At 55.2% G+C, this 26791-nt stretch carries 19 protein-coding genes and 1 pseudogene; 10 read left to right on the plus strand and 10 right to left on the minus strand.

The genetic code is table 11. The features are described from left to right. Positions 1–220 precede the first annotated feature (220 nt). The 4 genes from V4U88_RS06430 to V4U88_RS06445 all read left to right on the plus strand — a co-directional run bounded on the left by V4U88_RS06430 (position 221) and on the right by V4U88_RS06445 (position 4515). Positions 221–2188, plus strand: a complete 1968-nt coding sequence (locus tag V4U88_RS06430) for a methyl-accepting chemotaxis protein (protein WP_334072434.1) — start codon at positions 221–223, stop codon at positions 2186–2188. Positions 2189–2375: 187 nt separating this feature from the next. After that, positions 2376–3236, plus strand: coding sequence for a transporter substrate-binding domain-containing protein (locus V4U88_RS06435; protein WP_334072435.1), 861 nt, complete (start codon positions 2376–2378; stop codon positions 3234–3236). Between the two features lie 296 nt (positions 3237–3532). Further along, positions 3533–4123: a TetR/AcrR family transcriptional regulator gene (locus V4U88_RS06440; RefSeq protein WP_334072436.1), complete on the plus strand. Its 591-nt coding sequence runs from the start codon at positions 3533–3535 to the stop codon at positions 4121–4123. Between the two features lie 11 nt (positions 4124–4134). Further along, positions 4135–4515, plus strand: a complete 381-nt coding sequence (locus tag V4U88_RS06445) for a DUF5367 family protein (RefSeq protein WP_334072437.1) — start codon at positions 4135–4137, stop codon at positions 4513–4515. 86 nt (positions 4516–4601) lie between these two features. Here the strand turns inward: V4U88_RS06445 and V4U88_RS06450 are convergent, their stop codons facing one another. From V4U88_RS06450 to V4U88_RS06460, 3 genes are all read right to left on the minus strand, one after another. Continuing rightward, positions 4602–5144 (minus strand): DinB family protein, encoded by a 543-nt coding sequence (locus tag V4U88_RS06450; RefSeq protein ID WP_334072438.1) that lies wholly within the window; start codon positions 5142–5144, stop codon positions 4602–4604. A gap of 76 nt (positions 5145–5220) precedes the next feature. Next, positions 5221–6168 (minus strand): helix-turn-helix transcriptional regulator, encoded by a 948-nt coding sequence (locus V4U88_RS06455; RefSeq protein ID WP_334072439.1) that lies wholly within the window; start codon positions 6166–6168, stop codon positions 5221–5223. A gap of 71 nt (positions 6169–6239) precedes the next feature. After that, positions 6240–7751, minus strand: coding sequence for an alpha/beta hydrolase family protein (locus tag V4U88_RS06460; protein ID WP_334072440.1), 1512 nt, complete (start codon positions 7749–7751; stop codon positions 6240–6242). A gap of 226 nt (positions 7752–7977) precedes the next feature. On the opposite strand from V4U88_RS06460, the gene V4U88_RS06465 reads away from it, so the two are divergent. Together V4U88_RS06465 and V4U88_RS06470 are read left to right on the plus strand one after the other, a co-directional pair. Continuing rightward, the gene (locus tag V4U88_RS06465) at positions 7978–8727 is read left to right on the plus strand and encodes a glycosyltransferase (protein WP_334072441.1); all 750 of its coding nucleotides are present in this window, start codon (positions 7978–7980) and stop codon (positions 8725–8727) included. Then, positions 8724–9473: a glycosyltransferase family 2 protein gene (locus V4U88_RS06470; protein ID WP_334072442.1), complete on the plus strand. Its 750-nt coding sequence runs from the start codon at positions 8724–8726 to the stop codon at positions 9471–9473. The genes V4U88_RS06465 and V4U88_RS06470 overlap by 4 nt, the downstream gene beginning before the upstream one ends. 423 nt (positions 9474–9896) lie before the next feature. Here V4U88_RS06470 and V4U88_RS06475 read toward each other — a convergent pair. The 5 genes and pseudogenes from V4U88_RS06475 to V4U88_RS06495 form a co-directional block, all read right to left on the minus strand. Next, positions 9897–10339, minus strand: a pseudogene (locus V4U88_RS06475) (GH36-type glycosyl hydrolase domain-containing protein); the annotation flags it as partial. Between the two features lie 2 nt (positions 10340–10341). Continuing rightward, a complete protein-coding gene (locus V4U88_RS06480) occupies positions 10342–11601 on the minus strand; it encodes an MFS transporter (protein ID WP_334072443.1) in 1260 nt (419 codons plus the stop codon). A 30-nt stretch (positions 11602–11631) separates the two neighbouring features. Further along, positions 11632–12672: an ROK family transcriptional regulator gene (locus V4U88_RS06485; protein ID WP_334072444.1), complete on the minus strand. Its 1041-nt coding sequence runs from the start codon at positions 12670–12672 to the stop codon at positions 11632–11634. Between the two features lie 362 nt (positions 12673–13034). Next, complete coding sequence (locus tag V4U88_RS06490; RefSeq protein ID WP_334072445.1) at positions 13035–13820, minus strand: TerC family protein; 786 nt, start codon at positions 13818–13820, stop codon at positions 13035–13037. A 239-nt stretch (positions 13821–14059) separates the two neighbouring features. Further along, complete coding sequence (locus tag V4U88_RS06495) at positions 14060–14623, minus strand: hypothetical protein (protein ID WP_334072446.1); 564 nt, start codon at positions 14621–14623, stop codon at positions 14060–14062. A 103-nt stretch (positions 14624–14726) separates the two neighbouring features. On the opposite strand from V4U88_RS06495, the gene V4U88_RS06500 reads away from it, so the two are divergent. After that, the gene (locus tag V4U88_RS06500) at positions 14727–15644 is read left to right on the plus strand and encodes a phosphatidate cytidylyltransferase (protein ID WP_334072447.1); all 918 of its coding nucleotides are present in this window, start codon (positions 14727–14729) and stop codon (positions 15642–15644) included. Between the two features lie 133 nt (positions 15645–15777). Then, the gene (locus tag V4U88_RS06505) at positions 15778–16872 is read left to right on the plus strand and encodes a GerAB/ArcD/ProY family transporter (RefSeq protein ID WP_334072448.1); all 1095 of its coding nucleotides are present in this window, start codon (positions 15778–15780) and stop codon (positions 16870–16872) included. A gap of 5 nt (positions 16873–16877) precedes the next feature. Here V4U88_RS06505 and V4U88_RS06510 read toward each other — a convergent pair whose 3' ends face one another. Both V4U88_RS06510 and V4U88_RS06515 read right to left on the minus strand, forming a co-directional pair. Next, positions 16878–18104 (minus strand): Ger(x)C family spore germination protein, encoded by a 1227-nt coding sequence (locus V4U88_RS06510; protein ID WP_334072449.1) that lies wholly within the window; start codon positions 18102–18104, stop codon positions 16878–16880. Next, entirely contained in the window at positions 18101–19690 is a 1590-nt protein-coding gene (locus V4U88_RS06515; RefSeq protein ID WP_334072450.1) for a spore germination protein, read from the minus strand. The genes V4U88_RS06510 and V4U88_RS06515 overlap by 4 nt, the downstream gene beginning before the upstream one ends. Positions 19691–20188: 498 nt before the next feature. Between V4U88_RS06515 and V4U88_RS06520 the strand changes: the two genes are divergently transcribed. Further along, on the plus strand, positions 20189–21421 hold the full coding sequence (locus V4U88_RS06520; RefSeq protein ID WP_334072451.1) for a nitrate/nitrite transporter: 1233 nt from the start codon (positions 20189–20191) through the stop codon (positions 21419–21421). Between the two features lie 983 nt (positions 21422–22404). Next, positions 22405–26661: a sulfite reductase subunit alpha gene (locus V4U88_RS06525; RefSeq protein ID WP_334072452.1), complete on the plus strand. Its 4257-nt coding sequence runs from the start codon at positions 22405–22407 to the stop codon at positions 26659–26661. The last annotated feature ends 130 nt before the right edge of the window (positions 26662–26791 follow it).

Raw genomic sequence — 26791 nt, forward strand, 5'->3', positions numbered from 1 at the left:
TTTACAAAAAAACTTGTCCTTTTTTTCAGAAAATCGCTTGAAATTTGAACTTCTCCTGCCGATAACAGCTAAGTGGAGTCTTACCGAATACCCAAGACATTTTGCAGGAAAATCCACAAGCATAGGATTCCAGTCCCATTTGCAAATAGAGGACATTGCGCAGAATTCCGAGAGTAACCGCGTAGGGCCCCGGAACTATCATAGGGGAGGAAGTTTTTGCATGAGCCTGAAACTTAAGCAAAAAATGATCATTCTGATTTGTCTATTGCTGCTGTTGAGCTTGGGCGCCGTGTCTCTGATCAGCTATAACAGCGCGACTACACTGCTTCAGAACAGTATCAAGCAGGAAGCCCAGTTGACCGCAGCGAACCTTGCTTCGGAAATCAATCATTTCATCGATTCCGAGATCGCCAAAGTCGAATCCATCGGCAAACTGATCACAGGGGACAAAGAGCAGGATCTGAAGCTGATTCAGAAGGCCCAGGAACAGAACAAGGAATTTGAAACCTTCTTTTTTTCCTACGATTTGACCGGTAAGAACGTTGTCAATTTCCTTGGTGAAACCACAGATGTCTCCGATCGCGTCCACTATCAGGAAGCGGGCAAAGGCCTAGGAAAGATCGTCGTTTCCGAACCCGTCGTCTCCAAGCGCACGAAGAACAACATCGTAACCATGATTATTCCTTTGATGAAGGACGGCAAGCAGTACGGGTATATGGGATCGACTCTTCCGATCAACGCCGTGCAAGAATCCGTATCGTCACAGAAATACGGCAAAAATGGCTATGCTTTTCTCGTGAGTAAAGCCGGCAAGTTTCTCTGGCACCCCGAAAAGGAATTGGTTTTGACCAAAACAGTGCAGGAGCAAAATGTTCCCGAAATCGTTAAAGCATACGAAAGCGCTCTGCAGGGAGCCGCCGGGATTTTTAAATATCAAAAAAACAACGCTGATTATTCCGCCGCCTATGCGGCGACGACCTACAAATGGGGCGTCTTCGTCACCGCTCCGACCGATGAACAATTCTCGCCGATTTCGGAATTGACCCAGAAGTTGCTGATCACTTCCCTTATCGTTCTCACGGTAGCGTTTGTGCTCGCCTTCCTGTTCACGGTCCAACTGACCCGGCCGATTCAGAAGCTGAACGAGGTTGTCAAAGATGTCGCTCAGGGCGACCTGACGAAGAATATCCTAGTCCACGGTAAAGATGAAATCGCCGTTCTTTCCGCGGATTTCAACCAGACGGTCTCCCATCTCAAGCATCTGATCGAAGGGGTGACCGAAACATCGAATCAGGTCATGAATGTGACGGAATCGGTATCTCACGGGGTCGACAGAACCAAACAAAGCGTCAACGTCATCGGCAGCTCGATTCGCCAAATTTCCGACGGTGCCACGACGCATGCGGCAAGCGCCGAAGAGATTTCCCAATCCATGCGTGAAATGGCCGGAGGCGTCGTGAAAATCGCCGAATCTTCCTCACAGGTCTCGGAAGTGGCCCAGCAAGCGGCCAGCCATGCCGAAGAAGGCTCCGCGGTCGTCGAGCAGGCGGTCCATCAAATCCGCAGCATCGGCGTCGGAACCGACAAGGTGGGCGAAGCCATCGAGCGTCTTCATGGCCGTTCCCAGGACATCGTGGAAATTCTCAACATCATTACCGATATTACAAAGCATATCAATCTCCTGTCCCTCAACGCTTCCATTGAAGCGGCCAGAGCGGGCGAGCATGGGCGCGGCTTCGCGGTCGTTGCCGAAGAAGTCAAAAAATTGGCGGAGCAGTCCAGCAAGTCCACGGAAGAGATTGCCGAGATTATCAACGAAATTCGGGATGAGGCGCAAAATGCCGTTCAGGTGATGAACGATAACCGGAACGACGTAAAGACCGGAATCGCGTATATCGAAAATGTTCGCGAGAAATTTGCAAACATCCTGGACGTTTCCCGTAACGTCGCCGAGCACATTCTGGAGGTCACCGCGGCTTCCCAGCAAATGTCGGCCGGCTCGGAAGAGGTTAGCGCTTCGGTAGAAGAAATGAAATCGATCGCCCAAATGACGTCCACGGATGCCCAGAGTGCGGCACAGGCCGCGGAGGATCAAATCCGCTCCATGGAGGAGATCACCTCGTCTGTTCAACACCTGCAGGACGTCGCTCAGGAACTGCGCACCGAATTGTCCAAATTCAAAATTTAATTATCCCTTCCCGGATACCCGATAGCAAGTACAGCATGAACGACTTGAAAGGGGGGATGCCATACAAGAAACGTGTATGGCTATGGCTGCTGCAAGAACGCAACAAAGTGATTAGACACCATGTCACCGAAAGCCCGCGATTTGGCAGGCTTCGCAAAAACACAGAAAAGAATCGGAGGAGAATTTCATGATGAAAAATTGGAAAAAAGTATTAGTTGCCGGCGCATTGACGCTATCTCTGGTAGGTACCGGTTATGCAGGACACGACCTGATCGCCGCACAGCACGTATCGGCCGCATCCGCCGCAACCAATGCGCCGGGACAAGAGAAGAAAGCCGCTGTCTCCCAATTGGATAAAATTATCGAGAGAGGCTACATCCGCGTGGGGATGACCGGGGACTACAAACCGTTTACATACTTGAACCCAAAAACGAATGAATACGAAGGTTATGACGTTGACGCCGCCAAAGAACTGGGTAAAGACCTTGGCGTAGAAGTTCGTTTCGTTAAAACGACGTGGTCTGACATGATGAAAGACCTGCAAGCGGACAAATTCGATATTGCCGCGGGCGGCGTAACCCGCAACACAGCCAGACAAAAAACCGCCTATGTTTCCCAAGGCTATGTAACTTTCGGTAAAGCGCCTTTGATCCGCGCCGAAGATAAGGACAAATACAAAACGCTGGAAGACATCAACAAGCCTTCGGTACGCATCGGCGTAAATCCGGGTGGAACCAACGAAGTATTCGTACGTCAGCACCTGACGAACGCGAAAGTAACCGTTGTGGAGAACAACCTGGACATCCCGCACCTGGTCGCTGACGGCACTTATGACGTGATGATTACCGACACGGTTGAAGCCATGACTTATGCCAAAGCGGATTCCAGACTGTATGCCGCATTGACGGACAAACCGTTCACCAAAAGCGAAAAAGGCTACATGATCCCGCGCGGCGATTTCGTATACGCCAGCTACCTGGAAATGTGGATGGACGAAATGAAGCTGCAAGGCAAATTCGACGCCCTCTACAAAAAATGGATGGAATAATCCTTTATTCGGATTATTGAATCAGCCTCCTCCGTGGACCCGCTTTAGCGGTCCCGGAGGTTTTTTTGTATAAGAAAACGCGGCTATTTCTTTCGCGGAAATGGCTTAACGACCGTTAGATCCCCGGCACCCGCATAGCCTGGCCGCCGCATAAGGCCTTTAAGAAGTTAATACCCCGCTTGTCCGTCGGATCTTTCTCGGCGAGGAAAAATGTGCTAAACTAGAGATCAACGAGTTAGTTATCTGTATAACTCAAAAAACAAAAGGAGGAGTTTCCGACGATGGCCAGGCCCAACATGGTAACGAAACAAGACCTCATTCATTCCGCCGAGCGGGTCATTCAGGAAAAGGGGCTCGATAAGCTCACCTTCAAAGCGGTTGCCGAAGGGGCCCATGTAACTCAAGGTACCGTTTATTATCACTTTAAAACGAAGGAACAATTACTGTTCGAGGTCGTGCAATCCCTTTGCGACCGATCCTGGGAGAACACGGAGCGAACGCAGTTAAACCAGGGTCATGCCAAGGAATCGATAGATCGACTTTTGGAAGGGGCGCTTCAACGCTGCACGCCCGACTCGATGTATCATACTTTATTTTACTCGCTGGTCGTCCTTAGCCTGCAAAACCCGCCGATGCGGGAGCGATTGAGCGAGCTGCTTCAAACAGAAAATGCCCATGTTACCGCACTGCTCGAGCGGCTTCTGCCCGGATCCGGTCTCACGGGCAAATCATTGGAGTACCGGGCCGTCATTATCAATGCGTTGATTGACGGACTGGCTCTCCAATCCTTGGTCAACCCGCAATTTCCGGCTCGGGAGATCTATAGCGAGCTGTCCCAAGTTCTTCTCGCCACGATCCCCGAGTCTACCAACAAAATTAACGAGTAGGAGGTACGTTTATGCGGTTCTATGCGTATTCCGGAATTCTGCTGTGGCTGGCCGCCACCCTTCTCTTCCGCTTCTGGGGAGGCGAGCTCATTCAGCCCGGCACGATCCTGATTTGGTTGTCTTTTGGCCTCATTATTCCAGGGATTCCTTTGCTCATGCTTGCTCTTTTCAGGTTTTGGGGCACGGCTCCCCAAGACCGTCCCAAAGCCGCTTTGCTAGTCGCCGTGCCCGGCATGCTGCTCGATTTGTTGACCCTAATGTTCCACGGTTACGTTTTCCCCGGCATTTCCGATGCGCATTTGCATCTCTTTTTTGTCTGGCTGATGTGGGCCTACGCACTGATCCTGCTGGCCGGACTGTATCTCTCGCGCCGGACGGCCAAAGCGGTTTAACGGCCCCGGGTCAGGCGAGGCCTTCTAACGCGGCGGAAACTACACCGATCTAGATCCAGAAGCGGGGCTTCTCTTCCGTCTCCAGCCTAGGCATGGGAGGCCAACTCCTGCTTCAAGCGATCCAACTGGCGGAGATGATGCCGGTAATGCATGGGGACGAGAGCAAACCACTCTCCGGCGGTTAAGACGCCAAAACGCGGATGCGCAACTCCCTGCCGCAGGGATGCGCCCGCGAGCGCCGGCTCGAGTTCCCCCATACGCACGACCACCCGGTTCAGCCCCTCCACCAAGGACTCCTTGCTCTCCGGCGCCTTGGGGGTATACTGCGGGGATGGCGGTACTTGGATCCGAATCGGCGGGAACTCGCCTTGAGCGAACACCGCGTTCCCTTCCTTCGTTAATCCGGCGGGCGCCAAGGCGGGATCCGCGGTTCCCCGCAGGCAAGTTTCGGCATTGGCCAAGTGCATATAGAGCGCCGATTGGATCAAATGCTGGTACATCTGTCCAAGCGACCAACCGCCATCCTCCGGTTTTTGAAGCAACTGCTCCATCGTGAATCCGTCCAGTTCACGGATGTAACCGTCGACCAGGGATTCGAAACGAAGCAGAATTTCTTTAGTAGAGTTCATATTCAAGTTCAAGAGAGATGCAGCTCCTTTAATTGAGATGATCCCACTATACAAAAGCGCTACTGACAGCAGTATGTCAGTAGCGCTTTAACAAGTTTTCGGCTTCCTCACGGACCCGCTTGCGCAGGGATTCCGGCTCCAGCACGACCACACCGGCTCCAAAACCCAGCAGCCAGGGCAGCAATTCCTCGGGTTGGCGGACCCGGAAGGTCACGTGGAGGCCGTCCGGCAGTTCTTCCTCCGCCTCCCAATAATAATTGCGGGATTCCCTTACCCTGTCGGCCGCTCCGGGGTTCACCCGGATTCGAATCCGCAGATTACGGTCGTCGGGCGGAGTATAGGCCTGCAGATTAAAATCGGACGGTTTCTGAAAAGAGTCCGGCTGCACGGTTAGCCCACTCATCCGGGAAACCCGAAAATGGCGGATTTCCCGCCGCAACTCGCAATAAGCAACCAGGGTCCAGGCCCCTTGGTTAAAAACGAGGCCATAAGGCGCGACCGTGCGCACACTTTGCCGTTTTCCGTCGGGGCCGGGGATTTTTTTCGAGTAGCCGAACCGAATCTTTCGCTCCTCCAACACCGCTCCGCGCAGCATTTCCACGTAGGCCTTCTCGGAATGAAGCCTTGCATACGCCCCCAATTGAGGCAGCTTCATCGTATCCCTGACCCGGGCCGCTTCGCTTCGCACCCGCTCCGGCAATATCGCCTCGATCTTCCGGCGCGACATCTCCGCCTTCGCCCCATATTCCGCGTCAAAGATGCGCTGGACCAGGTCCGTTCCCATGAGCAGCGCCACGGCTTCCTCCGCCGTAAAGCTAATCGGAGGGAGAAAGTAACCCTCCATCAAAGAGTATCCCCGACCCGGCGCCCCGACCAAAGGAACCCCCGCTTCGCTCAGCGCCTGAATGTCCCGGTAAATCGTCCGCACACTGGTTTCAAAGGTAGCCGCCAGGTCCTCGGCCCGGGTAACCTCCCTGCGCTGCAGCTCCATCAGGATCGCGAGCATCCGGTCCGTTTTATTCATGGCCTTGCCCCCCTTATAAATAAACAAACAAGTAAGTTCATTATACCGGAAGTCGAAACATCGGACCGTTCCTATTTTTCAAAATCTACAACCTCGAGCGAGTACAGCTTGGCGTCCGTCTTTTGGAGAAGCGCGCTCTCGCGTCCGTTCAAATGCCGCTCAAAAAAGGCGAGCGCCAGTTCATTCACCGTATCGTGCAGTTCCCGGGTATGTCCGCTGCCGAGGAGCGGAGAGTATAGCGGCGTATCGGAAAAGTCAAAATGATCGGCTTTGGGGAAAAGCACATTATAACCGCCGTTTTGCAGCAGCAAACGGTGCCTTTCCGCCTGCTCGCGGGCCATGGCGGCGTATTCCTCCACCGAGGGGAACGCGAAGGTTTGCTGACCGCCCCACTCGGCTTCCGTCAGACCCATTTTCTCAAACCGGTCCGTCAATCCGGTAAACATATACATAAAGGGCCGGTCCAGGCCGTTATCCAGTCTTTTTCCGTAAAGAAAGCCGTCCATATTGATCCCCGCCCGGATTCTGGGGTCTTCATCCATCGTTTGGGCCGCCACCGTGCCGCCAAAGGAATGCCCCATGATGCCGAGTCGGGAGAAGTCCATCCGACTGGCAAAATAGGGGGCCCCGCCCGATCCATCCTCTTTGCCGGCGCCCTGATTCAACAGCTCCAACCGATCTATGGCGAATCGCACATCCTTCACCAAAATTTGCCGGATTAGCTTCTCCGACAGCGCCCAATCCCCCGCAGCGCCGGCATCAAACATGCCGGCGGCAACCCGGCCGCCGGAAAGACGAGTCGGAAACAGGGTAAAGTAAGGATGCTGGATGCCCGCTACGATGTATCCCTGACTGGCCAACTCCTCCGCAAAAGTGGCATACATAAAATTCGAAGCCCCGTACCCCGGTGCAAATACGACGACCGGATAGGCCTCCTCCCTCGGGGATAGAGGCGCGTCCGGAAAGGCATGAGCCTTCGCGTTCCGGTTGGACTGGGCGATAATGTGAAACAGAAAAGGCGCCTCCCCCCGCTTTCCCCCGGGTACCGATGAGAAGCCGTAGTCGGCTTTGGCCGCGTCCCACGAAACTTGAGCCGGATACCAAAGGCGGACCTGAATCTCCCGGTGGTCGTCCCTTTCCGCGGTATACGTCTCCTCCCGGGAAGCGTCCTTCCAATGGAACGCGGTGGTACCGACCGCGTAAGGACCGCCTGGCGTATCCAATGAGATCGCGGGCAGCAAGGAACGCCCGACGTAAAAGCTTAGTCCGGCATACATCAGGCCTGCGATGCCCAACACCACCCGGAGACGGGCGCCTCTCCGCTTCTTTGGCGGCTCGGACTCCTCCTTGCGGTAGACCATAAAACCCAGGCGGCAAACGAGCACCAACAGCAAAGCATAAAACGGCCCCCACTTCCATTTCAGTCCGTCAATTCCCGCATGAGCGATCATAAGCCCTAACATAACCGTTAGACCGATCCAGGCCGATACCCGTTTCTCCCGCCATCGCATCCGTGCGGACGCCAGAAGAAAACCAATCCCTCCGACACCCGTCACAAATAACCCCCACTCCGCCCAAGACATGAACCGGTTCCTCCTCTCTATATTTTCCGAATACAGGGATCTTAGCAGCCAAATTTGAACAGACCATGAACGCCCCTGTCTCTCAAAAAGGCTCTTTTCCTCTCCCTTTAAGGTGTACCCGCCCCATTTCCCCTGCGTCTGTGGGGATGCCGTTCCTCCCGCACGTCCTTCACATATGGTAACAAGACGAGAGATTCTACTATCGATAGATAAGGGGTGCGATGCTATGGGAACCGGTAAAACCAACTCCGCGAAATCCGCGAAAACCCAAGGGGTTTCTGTAATTACCTGCACCAATCGGCGGAGCTACATGAACAGCCTGATCAAAAACTACCTGCGGCAGTCTTATCCGGCCAAAGAGCTGATCATCATCATTAATAAAAATAATATTCCGCTTGCGCCTTACGAAAAATTGGCCCGCAAACACCGGAATATATCCGTGTTCCGCTTGCCGGAGCAATCCACTCTCGGCGCTTGCCTGAACTTCGCCGTCCAAAAGGCCAGGTACCGCTACATCGCCAAGTTCGACGATGATGACTACTACGCCCCCTTCTATTTGACGGAAAGCCTTCAGGCTTTGCACAGAACCAAGGCGGATGTCATCGGCAAACGGGCCCACTATATGTATTTGCGCGGTTCCCGAACGCTCCTCCTGCGCTTTCCGCAGGACGAGAACCGCCCCGTGACCAAGCTTCCCGGAGCCACCCTGCTCATCAAAAAGGATGTTCTGAACAAGGTACCGTTTCCCAACCGGAGTGTGGGCGAGGATGACCTCTTTTGCCTGCGCAGCAAAAAACGCGGCTTCAAAGTCTATTCCGCAGGGAGATACAATTTCGTCGCCATCCGCCGGAAGAACTCGGCAAACCATACTTGGATCATCAGCGATAAAGAACTGCTTGCCCACCATCGAAAAATTCCGCATGTCCGCGATTACAAAAAGTATGTACAAAAGCCTCCGAGGGGGAGACGATCTTGAAGCGAGCGAGAGCGCCCCTGGCTGTCAGCCAAAACGCCGTTTCGATCATCACCTGCACCAAACGGCCGGAATGCCTGAAGACACTTTTTGAAAACTACGCCCGGCAAAAATACGCCAAAAAAGAGCTTATCATTATCTTAAACAATGACAAGCTCCGTATCGACAGTTATGTGGAGGCCGCGAAAGCCCACAAAAATGTGAGGGTCTATCGCAAACCGGGGCGGCTTCCGCTCGGGGCCTGCTTGAATTATGGCGTAAAGCTCGCCAGATACGGCCTCATCGCCAAATTTGACGACGACGATTATTACGCACCCGCGTATTTGGCGGACAGCGTCCGCACCATGTTAACCACTAAGGCCGATATCGTGGGCAAAAGAGCGCACTACATGTATCTCAGCGGAAAAAAGCGGCTGCTTTTGCGATACCCGAACAAGGCGAATCAGAAGGTTCCCCTTGTTCAGGGCGCGACCCTTCTCGTAAAGCGGAGCGTATTCGGACGGGGCGGCTTTCCCCGCTTGAATCGGGGGGAATGCGTCAAGTTTTGTGCGAACAGCCGCGCCAAGGGATATCGTATCTTCGCGGGAAGTCCCGCGAATTTTCTGGCTATTCGCCAGGAGCGTTCCAAAGGACACACGTGGAAGGTGAGCGATACGGCGCTGATGAGCCGAAACGCCAAGGTGCTTAAAGAGCGCCAGCCCCTTTCAGCCGCATTACGCACTGTCTCGCCACGCCACCGGTATCCGTAACTTGTATTTGGGCCAGGGGAGCGGGTCGAGGCCCAACGTGCGGCTGAGACTGGGACATTATCGGGAATTTCCCCCGTTAATGTTGACCCCTTCCACTCCCTCGGCCCTTTTAGCGGGAGTTCCTCCCGCTATTTCTGCCCAAATAGCGCGATTGGACCTCTGCGCCTCAAATTAACGGGAGGTTTTCCCGATAATTGCTGCCCGCGAGCCGACTGCCCCGGATTAACGGGAGATTTTCCCGTTAAATGCCCAAGCCCCTTCCTCTCACAGCCGCTTCGACTCAAAATGATTTTACCCATCGCCGGCAATTTGACGGTCACCCGGACTTCCGTTCCCGGCTGCAGCCCCCGGAGGATACCGTCTTCCACCTTCACGCCGCCGGTATATACTTTCGGCTCCTGTATGCCGGTTTCCCGCTTCACTCCAGGACATATAACCGACCGTAAAGTAAGGATAAACGCTCAGCTTCCGCTGCCGATCCGACAGGTTTTTAACCTTGAGGCGCCGAAGCTCGATCGGCTCTTCCTTCGGCAGGCTCAAGCTCATTTCGATCTCCACGCCCTTGCAGACCACCGTCCACTTGATCCGGCTCTTGCCCACGGCAAAAACATAGCGGTCCGCCGGGAACCGCACGGGCTCATAAGGCGCGGAAAACACTTCCCCGGTCTCCTCATCCTTTACATAGACAAAACGGCCCGGTGATGCGCATAATAAGGCTGTTCCGGCTGCATGAACTGGGCCACCGCATAACCGCGGCAGTTCAGATGGATCATCATGTTCTCATTCCATAGAAACCCCGAAGCCTTCGGGAGCAGCGTAGGGCTTAAAAATTCATAGTACTCCTGATCCTCTGTCGCTCTGAACATCGTCACACCTCTTTTCCGTGTAATGTGGAGGATGCAGGGGCGGCTTGCCCTCTTAGTTCATTACGCTTCTTCAAAAAGGCGTTCAATCGTTCCGAAAACAAAAGCATCGCCAGCGCGGAAAGCACGACATAAAACGGAAACATTCCCATCGTCGTCCGGGAAGCCACGAAACCGAGCAGCGGCGGCATAAATGTGCTGCCCGTGTAAGCCACGGCCATCTGATAACCCATGATGGTTTGGGCGTGTTTTTTTCCGAAGCGCACCGGGGTTTCGTGCAGCATGCAAGGATAAATCGGCGCGAGCCCCAGGCCGATAATCAGGAAGCCCGCCAGGGAAGCCCCTGCCGGTAGAGGCAGCACGAGCAGCGCGGCTCCGGCCAAGGCGATCGCCTGGCCTCCCCGGATCAAGGTCCGGTTGCTCAGCTTGAACGTAATGAATCCGGTAATAAACCTGCCGATCGTAATCCCCGCATAGTATATGGAAACCCATTGGGCGGCCAGGGAGGCGGACAACCCTTTTTCGTTAACCAAATAGCTGCTTCCCCACAGGCCTACCGTCGCTTCGACGCCGCAATAGAACAAAAAGGACACGAGGGCCAGCTTGACTCCCCCAATGCGGAGCGGGTTGTCGGGCGGCCGCCCATCGTCGTCTCCTTCCGGTGAACCCGCCGATTCTTCCTGCTTCCCGGCCGAATTGGCCCCGCCGCTCCGGGCCACGCGGTCCCAAAGGGGCAGCGTAAAGAGCAGGATGACGACCAACGCAAACTGAATGAGGGACACCGTCAAATAACCGTCTCTCCAAGTCGAAGTTCCTCCCGAGATGAACCCGGCCATAATGATCGGCCCCAGCGTGGCGCCAACGCCCCAAAAGCAGTGGAGCCAGCTCATATGGTGCGCCTTGTAATGGGCCGCCACGTAATTGTTCAGCCCGGCGTCGACGGAGCCCGCCCCAAGACCCAACGGAATCGTGCAGAGAATCACCCAGAACAGTGAAGGGGAGAGCGAGAATCCGAGCAAGGCCCCGGCCGTCATGAGGCAGCTGACCAGCGTCACTTTTCCCGTGCCAAACCGCTTCAGCACCGCCCCGCTCGCCAAACTGGACACGATCGTCCCCGCCGCGACAATCATAAACAGCATTCCCGCCGTATCCAAAGGGGCACGGAAATCCGGCCGCATGACGGGCCAGGCGGCCCCCAGCAAAGAGTCCGGCAGCCCCAGGCTGATAAAAGCCAGATAAATAATAATCAAGAAAAACGTAGCCATATCTATTCTCCTATACTCCTATTCCATGAATTAATCGACGCCCACCGTCGAGATCATCAGGCTCAGCCCCAAATGCTGCAGCCCGTTCAAGTAGTCCCGCTTCCAATCGCTCATCACCAGGCCGGGCAGATGCTCTTCGGGAATATAGGCGGCACTGCGGGCCGCGATTTTCGTAAGCAGGGCCTCGTCGACCTCGTTATCGCAAAACACCACCGTATGCGGGTTCACGATCGCCGCGCAGGTGGCGATCAGCCGTCCAACCGCATCCACGCCGACTTCCCCCAGTCTCGAGCGGTCCGGCCCTTTGGCCTGCCGCAAAGCCTGTTCGAAGTTACGATCCTCATATTGAGGAATGAAAGAAACCTCCCCGGAAAAAAACGTGCTCCCGCGCACCACTTCTCCATTGATGAGAATGCCCGCGCCGGGGCCGTTTTGGCCGAAATAAATGTAAACGAGCGATACGGGACCCTCCCGTCCATCGCCGCCGAGTTTGCTGTGGTATCCCAGTGCGGCGGCGTTCATGTCGTTCTCCACAACCGCAGGCAGCGCGAAGCGGGACTCCAGATACGCCTTCAGTTCGAACTGCTGAAGCCGGTCAAAGTCCGGTATGTAAATAATCCGGCCGTTGTTGACCGAGCCCGGCACGCCGACCGACAGCGAGCGGATTCGGGGATGCGCGTTCAGAATAACGTCCACCCGGTCCGCAAAGGCCGACATATCTTCCGTCAGCGCGCTCGGGAGCCGCCCCTGATCCTTCACTTCTCCTTGGCAGTTATAGACGGTGTAGAACGTATCCACTTTTTCCAGAATCACCGCCAGCCCCAGCATATACTCGGGATTATAGGCAAAGCGTTTTGCCCTTCGTCCGCCGCTGGATTCGTCGATGCCGACAAAAAGAAGCTCCCCCTCCTTTTCCATGGAATCCAGAAATTTGCCGATCGTCGGAAAACTGATCCCCAGCTTGCCGCTCAGCTCCTTCTTTGTTGCGCTCCCCCTCGTCAAAAGAGCCCCGCGGATCGCTCCGAGAATCACCTTTTTCATCTCCTTGGGGGTGGCGGGCTTGTCATTCAAGAGATCAACCTCCCGTTCCACGACTGTATAAGTTAGGACTTATTAAACATGTTTAATAAGTTTGGTTCGATCGTATCATAATCCCGTGATTCGGAAAAGTCCCATTCCAAAAAAAAGAAACCCGGCGTCCTGGTGACGGGGGTTCCTTTTGTGGTCATCAAAAAAATTGGTTAGCATGGTGCTGCCTATTTAAGACTTTTCGCCTCGGCGTAGCTGGCTGAATCCGGCACCCCGCAATTTCCCTAACCGCCCGCCGAAGTAGCAGTCTTTTGGGCCGCTATTTCGCGTTTTAAAGCTTGCAGGCATCCCCCGGTAACTTGAAAGCTATCCGGCGAAAGGTCCTCCTATTCTCTTTGGCCGGATCACTCCGCCGCAGATCGCTCCTCCACCTGCTCCTTCGCCTGTTCCTTGGTCAGGAACCAGCCGGCTACGCCGATCACGATCAGCACGATGTAGAAAATCAGCTTCCAAAGGGTCGAGTGAGCAAATTCATGCGAAATAATTCCCACTTCCTCATGCCCCAGCGTCAAAACCGCCAGCTTCACGCCGACCCAGCCCACGATGGCGAACGCGGCAATTTCCAGGCCCGGCCGGGAGTGCAGCAGCTTCACGAATAAATTGGCGGCAAACCGCATGATAACCAGCCCGATGAAGCCTCCTAAGAACACAACGATGAATTTGCCCCCGTCCATGCCGCCGATCGAAGGAAGCTGCGTGTTGGGAAGCGTCATGGCCAGCGCCACGGCCGCCAAAATCGAATCGATCGCAAACGCGATATCCGCCAGCTCCACTTTAAGAACGGTAGCCCAGAACCCGGATTGCTTCTTCTCCCCCTCGACCTTGTCGTTCTTCCTGTTTTTAAACGCCAATTTTCTTACGATGTGGTTGATACTGATGAACAACAAGTACAGCGCGCCGATGGCCTGAATCTGCCACACGTCCACCAGAAACGAGATGACGAACAAGGAAGCCAAACGAAACACGAACGCGCCCAGCAGCCCGTAAAAAAGCGCCTTTTTGCGCTCCGCTTCGGGAAGATGCTTGACCATAATCGCCAGCACCAGCGCGTTATCCGCCGCAAGCAATCCCTCCAGTACGACCAGAAGCAGCAGTACCCAGCCGTATTCCAACAACATCGACAGTTCCATATCAGTTCCCTCTCTCCCATTTTTATAGTAAAAAAATAAAAGACCTTTGCCTTCCGCGGCAAAGGTCCATAAAACAAGAAAAGACCTTTACCTCATAGCGGGCAAAGGTCTTGCTAACAACGTCAATCATTCATCGTTGCCAACAAAGCCGGGAGATTGAAGCCTCCGAAATGACGGCAATGTTGTAAAAGCTACTCCCCTTTAGGAGAACTATTTGGTTTAATTTTAATATAAGTGATTTACTGGGGATTGTCAAAGGCCTGAGGATCATATTCGCTCAATTTCCCCTCATAGATCAGTCGAAGAGATTCGCTCTGCCGGAAGTCATCCGGCGTCACCAGCGCGGGCAGCTTATTCCAGAGCTTGATCCCCGAGCGCTCCAAAATTTCCGCGACAAACTGCGAGCAAAAATAAGAATTACTGAATTCGACGGGCTCCTGAAGCGCAATGCCGATGACCCCGAGAATATTGTACAAATACTTTTGCCGCTTCCGTATGAAAAGTTGCAGCACCCGTTTCATCTTCTCGACTTCGCGGTCCGATACTTTAAGCTCATAGATGACGCAGGTCGTGTTCGGATATTTGCTGAAGGTGCCCGTCTTGATGTCTTCCTTGACGAACCCGCCGTTCAACGGATTGTTCGGGTTCTTCCTCCCGAAGCTGTAAAGCTCCGAAAGCTCCCGGTTAAAGGAAATCGACGCATGATTATAGGGTGCCCGGGTGTAGCCTTTGATCATCTTGGTGAAAAGCGTTCCCGTATTCGTCAGCAAAATGTAAACCGACCGATTCCGTTCCTCTGCCATTTACGAAATTTCCCCTTATCAAGTTTGAACTATTCCTTCATAATAACATAGGATCCCTATTAAGGAATCCCGGGCCCTCAGCAGGGCAAGGAGGATTAATCTGATGAATAGCTCGCTGATTACACTTCTGGTGATTTTTATGGTTTTAACCGCTATACATGTCATTTACTACGTCCAGTCCAAGCGCCGCTCCGGGCAAGAAGATTATGAGGCTATCGGCCTTCGCCTCCGGGACTGGTGGGGCATGTTTCTGGTGCTGTGCCTCGCCACGCAGTTCAATGCGGTCGTTTCACTGCTGTCGCTGATGGTGCTGGCCTTTTTTGCGCTAAAAGAGTACTTCTCGATGATCCGGTCGAGAAAGGCCGACCGCCGGATTTTTCTGTGGGCGTATCTGTCGATTCCGGTACAGTTCTATTGGATCTACACCGATTGGTACGGGATGTTTATCGTGTTTATTCCGGTGTACGTCTTCCTCTTTCTCCCGCTCCCGCGCCTGATCAACAAGGGGACCGTCGGTTTTGTACGCAGCGTCAGCCGCGTGCAGTGGGGCCTCATGCTGATGGTGTTTGGCCTCAGCCATCTGGCCTATTTCCGGTATGCCACGCCGGAGTATGGAGCGGGGTTGGTACTGTTCCTCGTCGTTCTGACACAGCTCAATGATATTATTCATTACCTGGCCTCGATGTACTTCGGCAAAAGAAAAGTCGTCCCGACCGCGAACCCCAATCTGACCTGGGAGGGCTTCGTCTGCGCGTTTGTCGCCACCACGGCCGCTTCCTTTTTGATCCACCCTTACCTGACGCCGCTGACCCTGAAGACCAGCCTCTTTTTCGGCATGTTAATCAGCCTGAGCGGCTTTTTCGGCAGCCTGACCATCTCCGTGCTCAAGCGGGATCTGCTGATCGGCGACGACGACAAATCCCACGCCCTGAGAAAAAGCTACCTCGGCCTGGTCGACAGCCTCACCTACACCTCGCCGGTGTTCCTGCATGTGATGCGGTACTTTTTTGATTTCATGTAAGCAAGGCTTCTCTCCCCGATCCGGAAAAACGCTTGCGAGCTTTTGCCCGCAAAGTTTGTTATATCCCCCCTATGGATACAATAAATACCGCACCTTTCTCTATGTTGGATTCTGAAGGAGGTAGTGGGGGGATATGACCTACAAAATATCCAAGTACCAACTGTTCACGATTACTTTCATTTTTCAATTAGGAACGACCATTATTTTTGGATTCGGCGGCTTGGCCGGTAGGGATGCGTGGATCAGCAACCTGGTTTCATTAGGTCTTGGCTTTTGCGTGATTTGGATATATACCACTTTGGCGCGCATGAACCCGGGGTTATCCCTGGTCGAATGGTTTCCCGCCCAACTGGGCCGCTGGATCGGGACACCGATTGCGCTGCTGTACCCGCTCATGTATTTGTATCTTGTAGGCCGAATTATTGCGGATGTGAGAGATATGGTTTCAACCACCATCTTGCCAGGAGCGCCGCCCATTGTATTTACGGGGTTATTTGCCATTGTTATCGCCTATTGCGCCTTTGGCGGCATTGAGATTGTCGCGCGGTTGGGGGAATTAATTTTTCCCGTCGTCATCCTTATGTTCATTACGGAGACAATCCTGCTCATCGGGTCGGATGTATTGCATTTCGATTATATCCAACCGGTGTTGGAGGAGGGATGGGGTCCCATCTGGAAGGTGGTTTATCCAAACGGGATCACCCAGCCGTTTGGGGAAACCCTTGCCTTAGCCATGTTCTGGCCGGATGTACGAAACCGGGATAAGGTTGCAAAAAGCACCTTTCTCGCCACTTTATTGGCCGGACTGATGATCACCTGTTTTGATTTTTTGGCGGTTCTGGTTTATGGAGATTTGTTTTCGCGTTTTCTCTATCCGCTTTACACCCTACTGAGTATGATCAGCATAGGAAAATTCATCGAGAACTTGCAGATGTTCGGAGTTCTATATTTTTTCGCGACGGCTTTAATAAAGAGCACGATCAACATACTCGCGGCGCTCAAAGGCATCCAGCAGCTGAAGAAGATGAAAAATTACCGCGCGCTTGTCATCCCGGCTGCCGCCATCGCCTTGTTCCTGGGAATGACCATGTCGAAAAACATCGCCGAGCATATCTATTACCAGCATTTTAAAATATTGGTTCCTTATTTCTGGGTCCCGCTGTTTTTGGTCCTGCCGGCGCTGCTGCTTATTGTAACGTGGATCCGGCAAAAGGCGCTAAAAAAGTGATCCGTTTATTTTTGGATGCTGTCTTCTTCCAGTTGCAGCGATGCTCCCGTTACGCCGATCCGCCGGATCGACAAATCCGCTTTGACGGAAATCTCGACCTCACGGAACTCTTTGTTCCAGTTGTTCTTTAAGGTTTTCCAGCGGGATAAGTGTTTCCGGTGGATGGTTTCGCCAAATCCGAAAACATCTGCCCCAAACTCTTTTTGGACCTTCTGAATGGTTCGCAGAACTTGCTCTTCAATGTGTTTCTCCAGCGCCTCTTTAACGAGTGCAATATGACGGGTTTGCGTGAGATCCAGACCGGTGTTGTTTTCGCGTATCATACCTTGTCCAGTTAACTTGACCCGGATTTTAACTTTATCGTTTTCAAACATCGGCTGAATCTTGCTGCCTATTTTGTTCATATCCATACTGACGTAGCCGTCATCTTCCGGTATGTTTGCCGTAACCACCAGTTTTCTTAGTTGCCCTTTAATCCACCGCAGCGTTCGGCCCTCGGGCACGTTCAAGAACCCGAGCAATTTCAGATCCTTGTTAAAAATCCCGGTTCCGGCAATATGGAACCCATTCGCATTGGAGTCATCTTGCTGCTCATCCCCTCCTTGCGCGGACGGGTCAAAACCGATCGCAATGACCGGCAAGGCCACACAGCTACCTTCACTGGCCGCGGAAATCATCAAGTTAATTAACCCCATTTCCTGCATCGTCCCGGTCTGGTCATATTCTTGTAAAGCCCCGAGGCCGGGGATTTTCTCCAGTGGGTAGGAAACCTCCAGAAAATTTTTGGCGGTTCCGCCTCGGACGATAAATACATCGCTTCTCAACTTGAGATTCGGATCCCGGGTATACGTATCCAAAATATTTTTGATGCCTTTTCTAGCGAGCGGTTCTCCAATCACGATGATCCGCCGGTGGCCGCGGAACACTTGCCGCGAAAGCTTGGTTTGCATTTGCTGGACCGCATCCAGCGTGTCCCTTCCGATGCCGTTCACAACGAAATAGGATTTGCCCTGGCCCCCTCCGCTTCCGCCGCCTTGTCCCTGTACACTGCTGATTTGCGACGGGATGATCACTTGCGCGCTTATCAGAACCCCCTTGTTTTTTGCTTCGTCGATGCCCCATGCCAGCTCAAGGGCAAGCTCGTCGACCTCCGAACTACCCCAACACCCCGTCGTTAAAAATAAAGGCAGCATGGTCAGCAAAATCAAACAACTCGTTCGTCTCCGGTTCATCTTTCCTCTCTCCCTCGTCTTGGACCCGGCCGCTGACCTTGCGGCACGCGCTTTTGGTTCGCCCCGGAGCTGAGCGGGGGACGGTCGGTCATGCTCCATCTGGGCGCACGGATGAGAACATTTTTCAAACTTCCGGGAATTTGCGGGGCCATCGGACTCATGTAAGGAATCCCAAATGAACGAAGGCCGAGGAGATGGATGGCTATGATAAAAACGCCCGCAATGACCCCGTATAAGCCCAGGATCCCAGCCAAAATCAAAACGGGAAAGCGGAGCATCCGGTACGCCGTCCCGAGATTATATCGCGGTATGGCAAATGAGGAAATACCCGTTGTAGCTACGATAATCACGACCGTGGCCGATACGATGCCGGCCTGTACGGCGGCTTGCCCGATCACAAGAGCCCCTACGATACTGACGGCCGAACCGATCGTTTTCGGCAGACGGATACCCGCTTCGCGAAGGCCTTCAAACATAAACTCCATCAGTATGACCTCGACAACCGTAGGAAACGGGACGCCTTCCCTGGCCGCGGCGATGCTGATGAGCAAATCGGTAGGAATAAGCTGCTGATGAAAGGTGGAAAGCGAGACGTACAAAGACGGAAGCAACAGAGAAATATTTAATAGGGAATAGCGAATGAGGCGAACGAAAGTCGTATAAAGAAACCGTTCGTAATAATCCTCCACCGCCTGTAATCCGGACCAAAAGGTCATCGGAACGATCAGCACAAACGGAGTGTTGTCGACGAGAATGCCGACCTTGCCTTCAAGCAGGCTGGAACAGACGACATCGGGCCGCTCCGTGTTTTGAATCTGGGGAAACGGGGACCAAGGCACATCTTCAATGAATTCTTCGATATAGCCCGATTCCAGTACCCCGTCAATTTGAATGCGCCGAATTCTGCGGCGGACTTCCTCCAGAACCGAATCCGAGACGACACCTTCCAGGTAGGCAATGACGACATCGGTCCGGGTGAATTCACCTATGGCGAGCGATTCCATTTTGAGCTTTTCACTGCGGATGCGTCGGCGGATCAGGCTGGTGTTGGTTCGCAACGTTTCCGTGAATCCATCCCGCGGTCCGCGGACGGACAGTTCGGCGGTCGGTTCTTCGATCGCCCGTTTTTCGAATCCGCTAAGATCGGTGAGCAACGCCTTATTCTCTCCATCTGTCAAAACGGCGATATTGGCTTTCAGAATCCCTTCGACGACCTCACTGACCCGATGAGCCGTCTTTACCTGGGCTATCGCCAGAAGTTGTTCTTCGATAAGGGCTCCTGGCAAATCGGCACTCTCCGTCCCGAGCGGCAGGCCTTCGAACATCATCGGCTTTAGTACGACCTGATCCAGTATATTGGCGTTCACCAGCCCATCGAAGTAAATCAGAAGCAGGCGAGGTTGTCCATGAATCGTAACCGAACGGAACACGATATCGGAACAGTCGGCAAAGATTTGCTTAAACACCTGTTCATTTGCGGAGACAGCGGCAGCGAGCGAATCCGCCTGATCGTCTCGGGCAGGTGCGCTCTGATTCTTTGTCGGCTCCGCTTTGCTTAAGGATCTCAACAACTTAAGGATGTCCATCTTTCCGCTCCTATCTCGTAATGATGTATATTATTCCGGTTCAAAAGCGGATCATGCAAAATGATGGTTTTTTCCAGAGTCTGTCTCTATCGTGCACCCTATAACATGTTATATTATCTAACATAAAAGTAAACTCAAACTACCGAATACGCTATTATTTTAAATTTATATGTCATCAATATTGACATTTAAATCATTTGAATTTATATTGAGCTTATTAGACTTCCAGGTCTATCCCCACAACGACCGTGGCCGGATAGACCCCCCTCATCATTTACAACAAAATAAGCAGAGTCAGCCACAAGGGCGTGGCTGCGCATGGCAATGGGGCCGATAAACGGGAATCGCATTCTTCATCAGGATGCGGGTTTCGGGTGTCGGTCTCTTTTTGCTTTTAAACACCTAACTGAGGAGGGAATGTAAATTAACATAACATTATGGATAGAAGGCAGCAGGATTCATGCAACCCACTGAATTGGAAAAAGGAGGATGTTCACCATGGATGCAAAAAGCTTTCGCAAAGCCGGCCATTTCCCGAGTTTACTTTCTTCATTTCTGTACTTTGATGTCAGCTTTATGATTTGGGTGCTGTGCGGAGCGCTGGCGCTCTTCATCACGAAGGACTTCGGCCTTTCGGATACGCAAAAAGCGGCGATGGTCGCCATTCCCATCCTCGGCGGCTCGATCTTCCGCATCCCGATGGGCATCCTGGCGGACCGCATCGGCAGCAAAAAGGCCGGCCTGATCGGCATGTCCCTGACCCTGATCCCCCTGATCTGGGGCTGGCTCGGCGGAAGCAGCCTGCTGGAGATGCAGATGATCGGCTTTCTGCTCGGCTTCGCCGGGGCCAGCTTCGCCGTATCGCTGTCCTTGGCCAGCCGCTGGTATCCGCCGCAATACCAGGGGCTGGCGATGGGCATCGCGGGCGCCGGCAACAGCGGCACGGCGCTCGCGACCTTTTTCGGGCCGCAGATCGCCGAGGCTTACGGCTGGCACAGCGTATTCGGCTTTGCGTTGATCCCGCTGGTGGCCGTGATGATCGCCTACACCCTTATGGCGAAAGACGCGCCGGGCCGCCCCGCGCCCAAGCCGCTCAAGAGTTATCTCGGCGTCTTTAAGTATCCCGACACCTGGTGGTTTTCGATTTTCTACGCGATCACCTTCGGCGGGTTCGTCGGCTTCGCCAACTATGCGAGCATTTTCTTTTACGACGTCTATGGCGACCATGTACACCCCGGCGGTCTGACCAAAATTCAGGTCGGCTATCTCGTGACCATCACCGTGATCGCCGGCAGCTTCTTCCGACCCTTGGGCGGATGGATCGCCGACAAAATCGGCGGCATGCGGCTTCTGCTCGTACTCTACAGCGTCATTGCCGCCAGCGCCTTTGCCATCGCCACCATGCCGGATTCTTTTGTGGTTATGCTGATCTACACCAGCATCATGATGGCCTGCCTCGGCATGGGGAACGGCTCGGTATTTCAGATTATTCCGCAGCGGTTCTCCAGCGAAATCGGGGTGATCACCGGCATCGTCGGCGCCGCCGGGGGCTTGGGCGGCTATCTGCTCCCGACGTACGTCCTCGGTCCGCTCAAGCAGTCGACAGGCTCCCAGGTAGCCGGATTTTTGGTCGTCGGCTCGATCGTGCTGCTCACGACGCTTGTTTTTTACGCGGTAACCCGGTCCTGGAAAAAAACCTGGGCCAAAGCGGAATCCGGCGTCCAGTTCTAGACCTAGTGCCCCATCAGCCATCGCAGTAGGAGAAAATGGGAATTCTCTGCTTCAGGAGTAAGGTACTCCATAAGCACGCAGTCTCGAGCACACAGAACATCTCAATCCAAGTCCGCAATTTCCCTAGCCGCCCGCTGTAATAGCGGTCTTATGGCCGCTATTTCGGCCCGACTCGGCCTCACGGGGATAATAGCGGTCAAAAAAGGCCTTATTTCCCTGTTGCGGGCACCGAAATCAGGGTTTGGCCTGCTTTTTCCCAAAATAAGACCCTAAAAAGCACTGAAGTTGCATCAAACCTGACAGGGTGCTGCTTATTTTGAAACTTGTCGCCTCGGTGTGGCGAGTTGGATCCGGCGCCCCCATTTCCCTAACCTCCGTCGCATGAGCAGCCTTGCAAGAAAGACGAAATTAACGCTAACGGTTGCCTCAGCCGTTATTTGTCCTGAAAACGCCGACTTCCCATTCTAACGGTCGCCACGGCGCCTATTTTCGCATAAACAGGCTGTTAAGGCGAGAATCCAGGGGAATAACGGCGCTCACAACCGTTAGAATTTCGAAAGGGCTACTTTTCGTTAAATAGCGGCTGCTACAGCCGTTAGACTCCTCTCAGGCGTTAGTACCAGCCGGAAAGCCTGACCTTTTGCAGGAATTTATACTTAGGGCCCCCATTTTTAACCATATTCTTCTTTCATGTTAGGGTAGTGTATCGTTAGTGCCTAAAAAGCCGTTATTTCACACCGCCCAGCCGAATCCGGCAAAATAGCGTCGTAAAAGGCCTTTATCTACCTGCCCGGCTGTCAAAGGGAAGCGGGCTCCGCCGAAAAGGATAAGGTGTTGGCCTAGAATGGCAGGAGTCTGAAAAGTTTTGTTCCAAACAGAAGAAAAGATACAGTTGTGCAGGAATTCTATGTAAAACAAGGTTGTCTGATGAAGCACTAGTATAGTATTTCAATCTCAATCCAATCGGCGGGAGGTGAACTCGGATGACCACGAAACAAGTGAAAAGCGTGTGCCCTTACTGCGGGGTCGGGTGCGGAATGGTGCTGGAAGTCTCCGGCGGCCGTGTCGTCAAAGTCTCCGGCGACCGGGAGCATCCGGCCAACTTCGGCCGGCTCTGCACCAAAGGCGCCACCTCTGCTGAAGCCCTGGCGGAGTCCGGCCGTATGGAGCAGGCCTATCTCCGCCCTTCCCGGGAGGCCGCCCCCGTGAAGACGGGGATGGATGAGGCCATCCGCGAAACCGCCCGGCGGCTCCGCGGCGTGCTGGAAAAGCACGGGCCCGACGCCCTCTCCTTCTACGTGTCGGGGCAAATGTCGCTGGAGGCCCAATATTTGATCAACAAGCTGGCCAAAGGCTTCATCCGGACCCGGCACATCGAATCGAACTCGCGCCTTTGCATGGCGAGCGCGGGCAGCGGCTACAAGCTCTCGCTGGGAGCGGACGGGCCGCCGGGGTCGTACCGGGATATCGATCAGGCGGAGCTGTTCTTCGTCATCGGGGCCAATATGGCCGACTGCCACCCGATCCTGTTCCTGCGCCTGATGGACCGGGTCAAAGCGGGAGCGCGGCTGATCGTCGTCGATCCCCGGCGGACGGCGACCGCGGATAAGGCGCATCTTTATTTGCCGGTCCGGCCCGGGACCGACCTGGCTCTGCTGAACGGGCTGCTGCATCTGCTCGTCCAAAACGGCCGCACGGATCCGGAATTCATATCCGCGCATACGACCGGCTTTGAGCAAATCCCGGAATTTATGGACGATTACCCGCCCGCCAGGGTGGCGGAAATCACAGGCATCCCCGAAGCGGATATCCGCACCGCAGCCGACTGGATCGGCGAATCGCGCGAGTGGATGACCTGCTGGACCATGGGCCTTAACCAGAGCACGCACGGCACCTGGCACACGAACGCGATCTGCAATCTGCATCTCGCCACCGGCGCCATCTGCCGTCCGGGAAGCGGCCCCTTCTCCCTCACCGGCCAGCCCAATGCCATGGGCGGACGGGAGATGGGTTATATGGGGCCGGGGCTGCCCGGTCAGCGTTCCTTGCTGGAAGAGGCGGACCGCCGATTTGTGGAGAAGCTCTGGCAGATCCCTGCCGGAACGCTTCGCACCGAGACCGGCGGCGGCACGGTCTCCATGTTCGAAAGCATGAAGTCCGGCGAAATCAAAGCCTGCTGGATCATTTGCACCAACCCGGTCGCCTCCGTCCCCAACCGCAAAACCGTGATCGCGGGTCTCGAAGCGGCCGAACTGGTCATTGCGCAGGACGCTTTTCTGGAGACCGAAACGAACCGCTATGCGGACATCCTGCTGCCCGGCGCGCTGTGGGCCGAAGGCGAAGGGGTGATGGTCAACTCCGAGCGGAATCTGACTTTAATGCAAAAGGCCGTCGAACCGCCCGGGGAAGCTCTCCCGGACTGGCGGATCATCGCCGCGGTCGCGTGCGAGATGGGCTACGCCGACGCCTTCACCTACGCCTCCTCGGAGGAGGTGTACCGGGAAATCCAACAGGCGTGGAACCCGAAAACGGGCTACGACCTGCGGGGCGCCACTTACGAACGGCTGCGGGAAGCGCCCGTGCAGTGGCCGAGCGCGCCGGGCGAGGCCAGCCGCCGGAGCCCGATCCGCTACCTGAACGGGCGGGCGAAGACGGCATCGGCTGTCGCCCCGGACCCGCAGCAGCGCCAATCTCCCGGCGAACCGCGGATCCTTTTTCCTACCGCGGACGGGAAGGCCGTGTTTTGGGCACGGCCCTATATGCCCCCGGCGGAACTGCCGGATGAGGAGTACCCGTATGTGCTTAACTCGGGCCGGCTCCAGCACCAATGGCACACGCTGACCAAGACGGGGAAAGTCCCCAAGCTGATGAAGCTGAATCCCGGGCCGTTCCTGGAGATTCACCCCGCCGACGCGGCGCGGCTGAACATCCGGGATGGGGACCGGGTGAACATCGCCTCCCGGCGGGGTCGCGCGGTCCTGCCTGCCGTCGTGACCGACCGGGTGCGCGTGGGAACCTGCTTCGCCCCGTTCCACTGGAACGACCTGTTCGGCCCCGATCTTGCCGTCAACGATCTCACCAGCGATGCGGTGGATCCCCTCTCCCTGCAGCCTGAGCTGAAATACTGCGCCGTCGCGCTGGAGAAGGCGGCCGAGCCGCGGCAAGCGGTGGAGGAGACGCCGCCGAATCACCAACCCTATCGGAAGGAGGCCGAACCGATGGCACAACAACAACAATTGCAACTGGAGCAGTTGGAGGCGCTCACCCATGTGCTGGGCCTTCCCCACCCGCTGACCGACTTGACGCTCGACCCGCACGAGCAGGCTTATTTGTCGGGCTTTCTGACCAGCCTGCGGAGCGGGGATGCCCGGGCGGTGCCCGCCGTCCCGGTGCTCCCGCCGACCGCGCCGCTTCCGCCCGCCAAACGCTATTGGGTCGACGGGCTGCTGGCCGGCATGTTCTCCCGGGTTCCTCTGCCGGAAGCGGAGAAGCCCCAATTCCCGCCCGTCACCATCCTCTGGGCGTCCCAAACCGGGAACGCGGAAGGCGCCGCCCTGCACTGCGCCCAACAGCTAAAAAAAGCCGGCCATTCCGTCAGGCTCACCAGCATGAGCGACTATCCGGTGGCCGAATTGGCCGGCGAACAATTTGTACTGTTCATCGCCAGTACGTTTGGCGATGGGGACCCGCCGGACAATGGGGAAAGCTTTTTTCGCGCCTTGAAGAGCGGGAACGCCCCCTCGCTGCCTGAATTGCAGTTTGCCGTGCTTGCGTTCGGGGATTCCAGCTTCGAGCGTTTCTGCGGCTTCGGGCAGGACCTGGACGACCGCCTGGCGGAGCTCGGGGGACGACGGCTGCTCAGCTGTATGCGCTGCGACACGGATTACCGGGAACAGGCCGAGGCCTGGGCAGATGCGGTTGTGGAGCGGTTAAGCGATGGAAACGGGGCCCTCGGAGATGCCGAATCCCCGAGCCCTCGTGTTTTTGCCGCCGCTGCCCCGGCCGTTGTCTCTCCCGCCAGTCCCCGCCTCACCGCCGCCGCAGGCATGGCGGCGGCTGCGCTGGCGACCGCGGCAGCCACAGCCGTCGCCCCCCATCCGGATGAGCGCGGGGCGGGCGAATCCGGCCGGGATCGGCCGGTGTCTTCACGGCTTCTTTTTAACCGGCTCCTGAACCGGCCCGGCTCCGAAAAAGAAACCCGCCACTACGCCTTCGATCTCCGCCGAACCGGGCTGGCGTACGAGGCCGGCGACGCGTTGGGCGTTTGGCCCGCCAACGACCCGAACCTGGCGGAAAGGCTCCTCGGTGCGTTGAGGCTCGATCCTTTGGCCCCGGTACACATCAAGGACCAAGGCACGCTCCCGCTCGCCGAAGCGCTGCGACACCACTACGAGATCACCCGGATCAACAGAGAGTTGCTCCAGTTTATTCAAGAGCGCATACGGGCCGAAGTCTTGGGGGATCTGCTGCAGGAGATCCATCGGGACAAATTCAAGGCCTGGCTGTGGGGCCGGCAGTTGGTCGATGTGCTGGAGGAGTTTCCGGCCCCTCTCACCCCGGAGGAGTTGACCGGGCTGCTCAAGCCGTTGCAGCCCCGGCTCTATTCCATCGCCTCCAGCCCGAAGCTGCACCCGGAAGAGGTGCATATTACCGTCTCCACCGTGCGGTATGAGCATCGGGGTCAAGTTCGCAAAGGGGTCTGCTCCACCTTTTTGGCCGACCTCACCAAGCCCGGGATGGATATCCCGGTTTTCATCCAACAAAACCGCTACTTCCGCCTCCCGGATGATCCCCGTGCGCCGCTGATCATGGTCGGCTCGGGCACCGGGATCGCCCCCTTCCGCGGCTTCCTGCAGGAACGCCGGGCGGCCGGGGCCCCGGGCAGGAACTGGCTGATTTTCGGGGAACAGCGGGAGGCATGCGATTTTTACTTCCGGGAGGAGTTGGAAGCCTTCCGGAAGGACGGATATCTGCACCGTCTCGATACGGCGTTTTCCCGCGATCAGGCGGACAAAATCTACGTCCAGCACCGCCTGCTTGAGCAAGGCGCCGAGCTTTGGGCATGGCTGCAAGAAGGCGCCCGCTTCTATGTTTGTGGAGACGCCGGCCGCATGGCCAAAGAGATCGATGCCGCCCTCCGGACCGTGATCCGGGATCATGGCGGACTGGACGAAGACGCCGCGGACGCCTATGTATCCGACATGAAGCGAAACAAGCGCTATGCCAAAGATGTGTACTGAGTCTGCCGTAAATATCCCTCACAAGATTTTTCGGGCCGTTCCCGCGAACGGTCCTTTTCTTGTCCTCCCGGGAAGGAAATGCCTCCGCTAAAGCGAATGGAAATAGGAGATGGCAGAGAATAAACCTGGA

The sequence above is a fragment of the Paenibacillus sp. A14 genome (assembly GCF_036864815.1).
GTDB classification, from domain to species: Bacteria; Bacillota; Bacilli; order Paenibacillales; family Paenibacillaceae; genus Fontibacillus; species Fontibacillus sanfengchensis.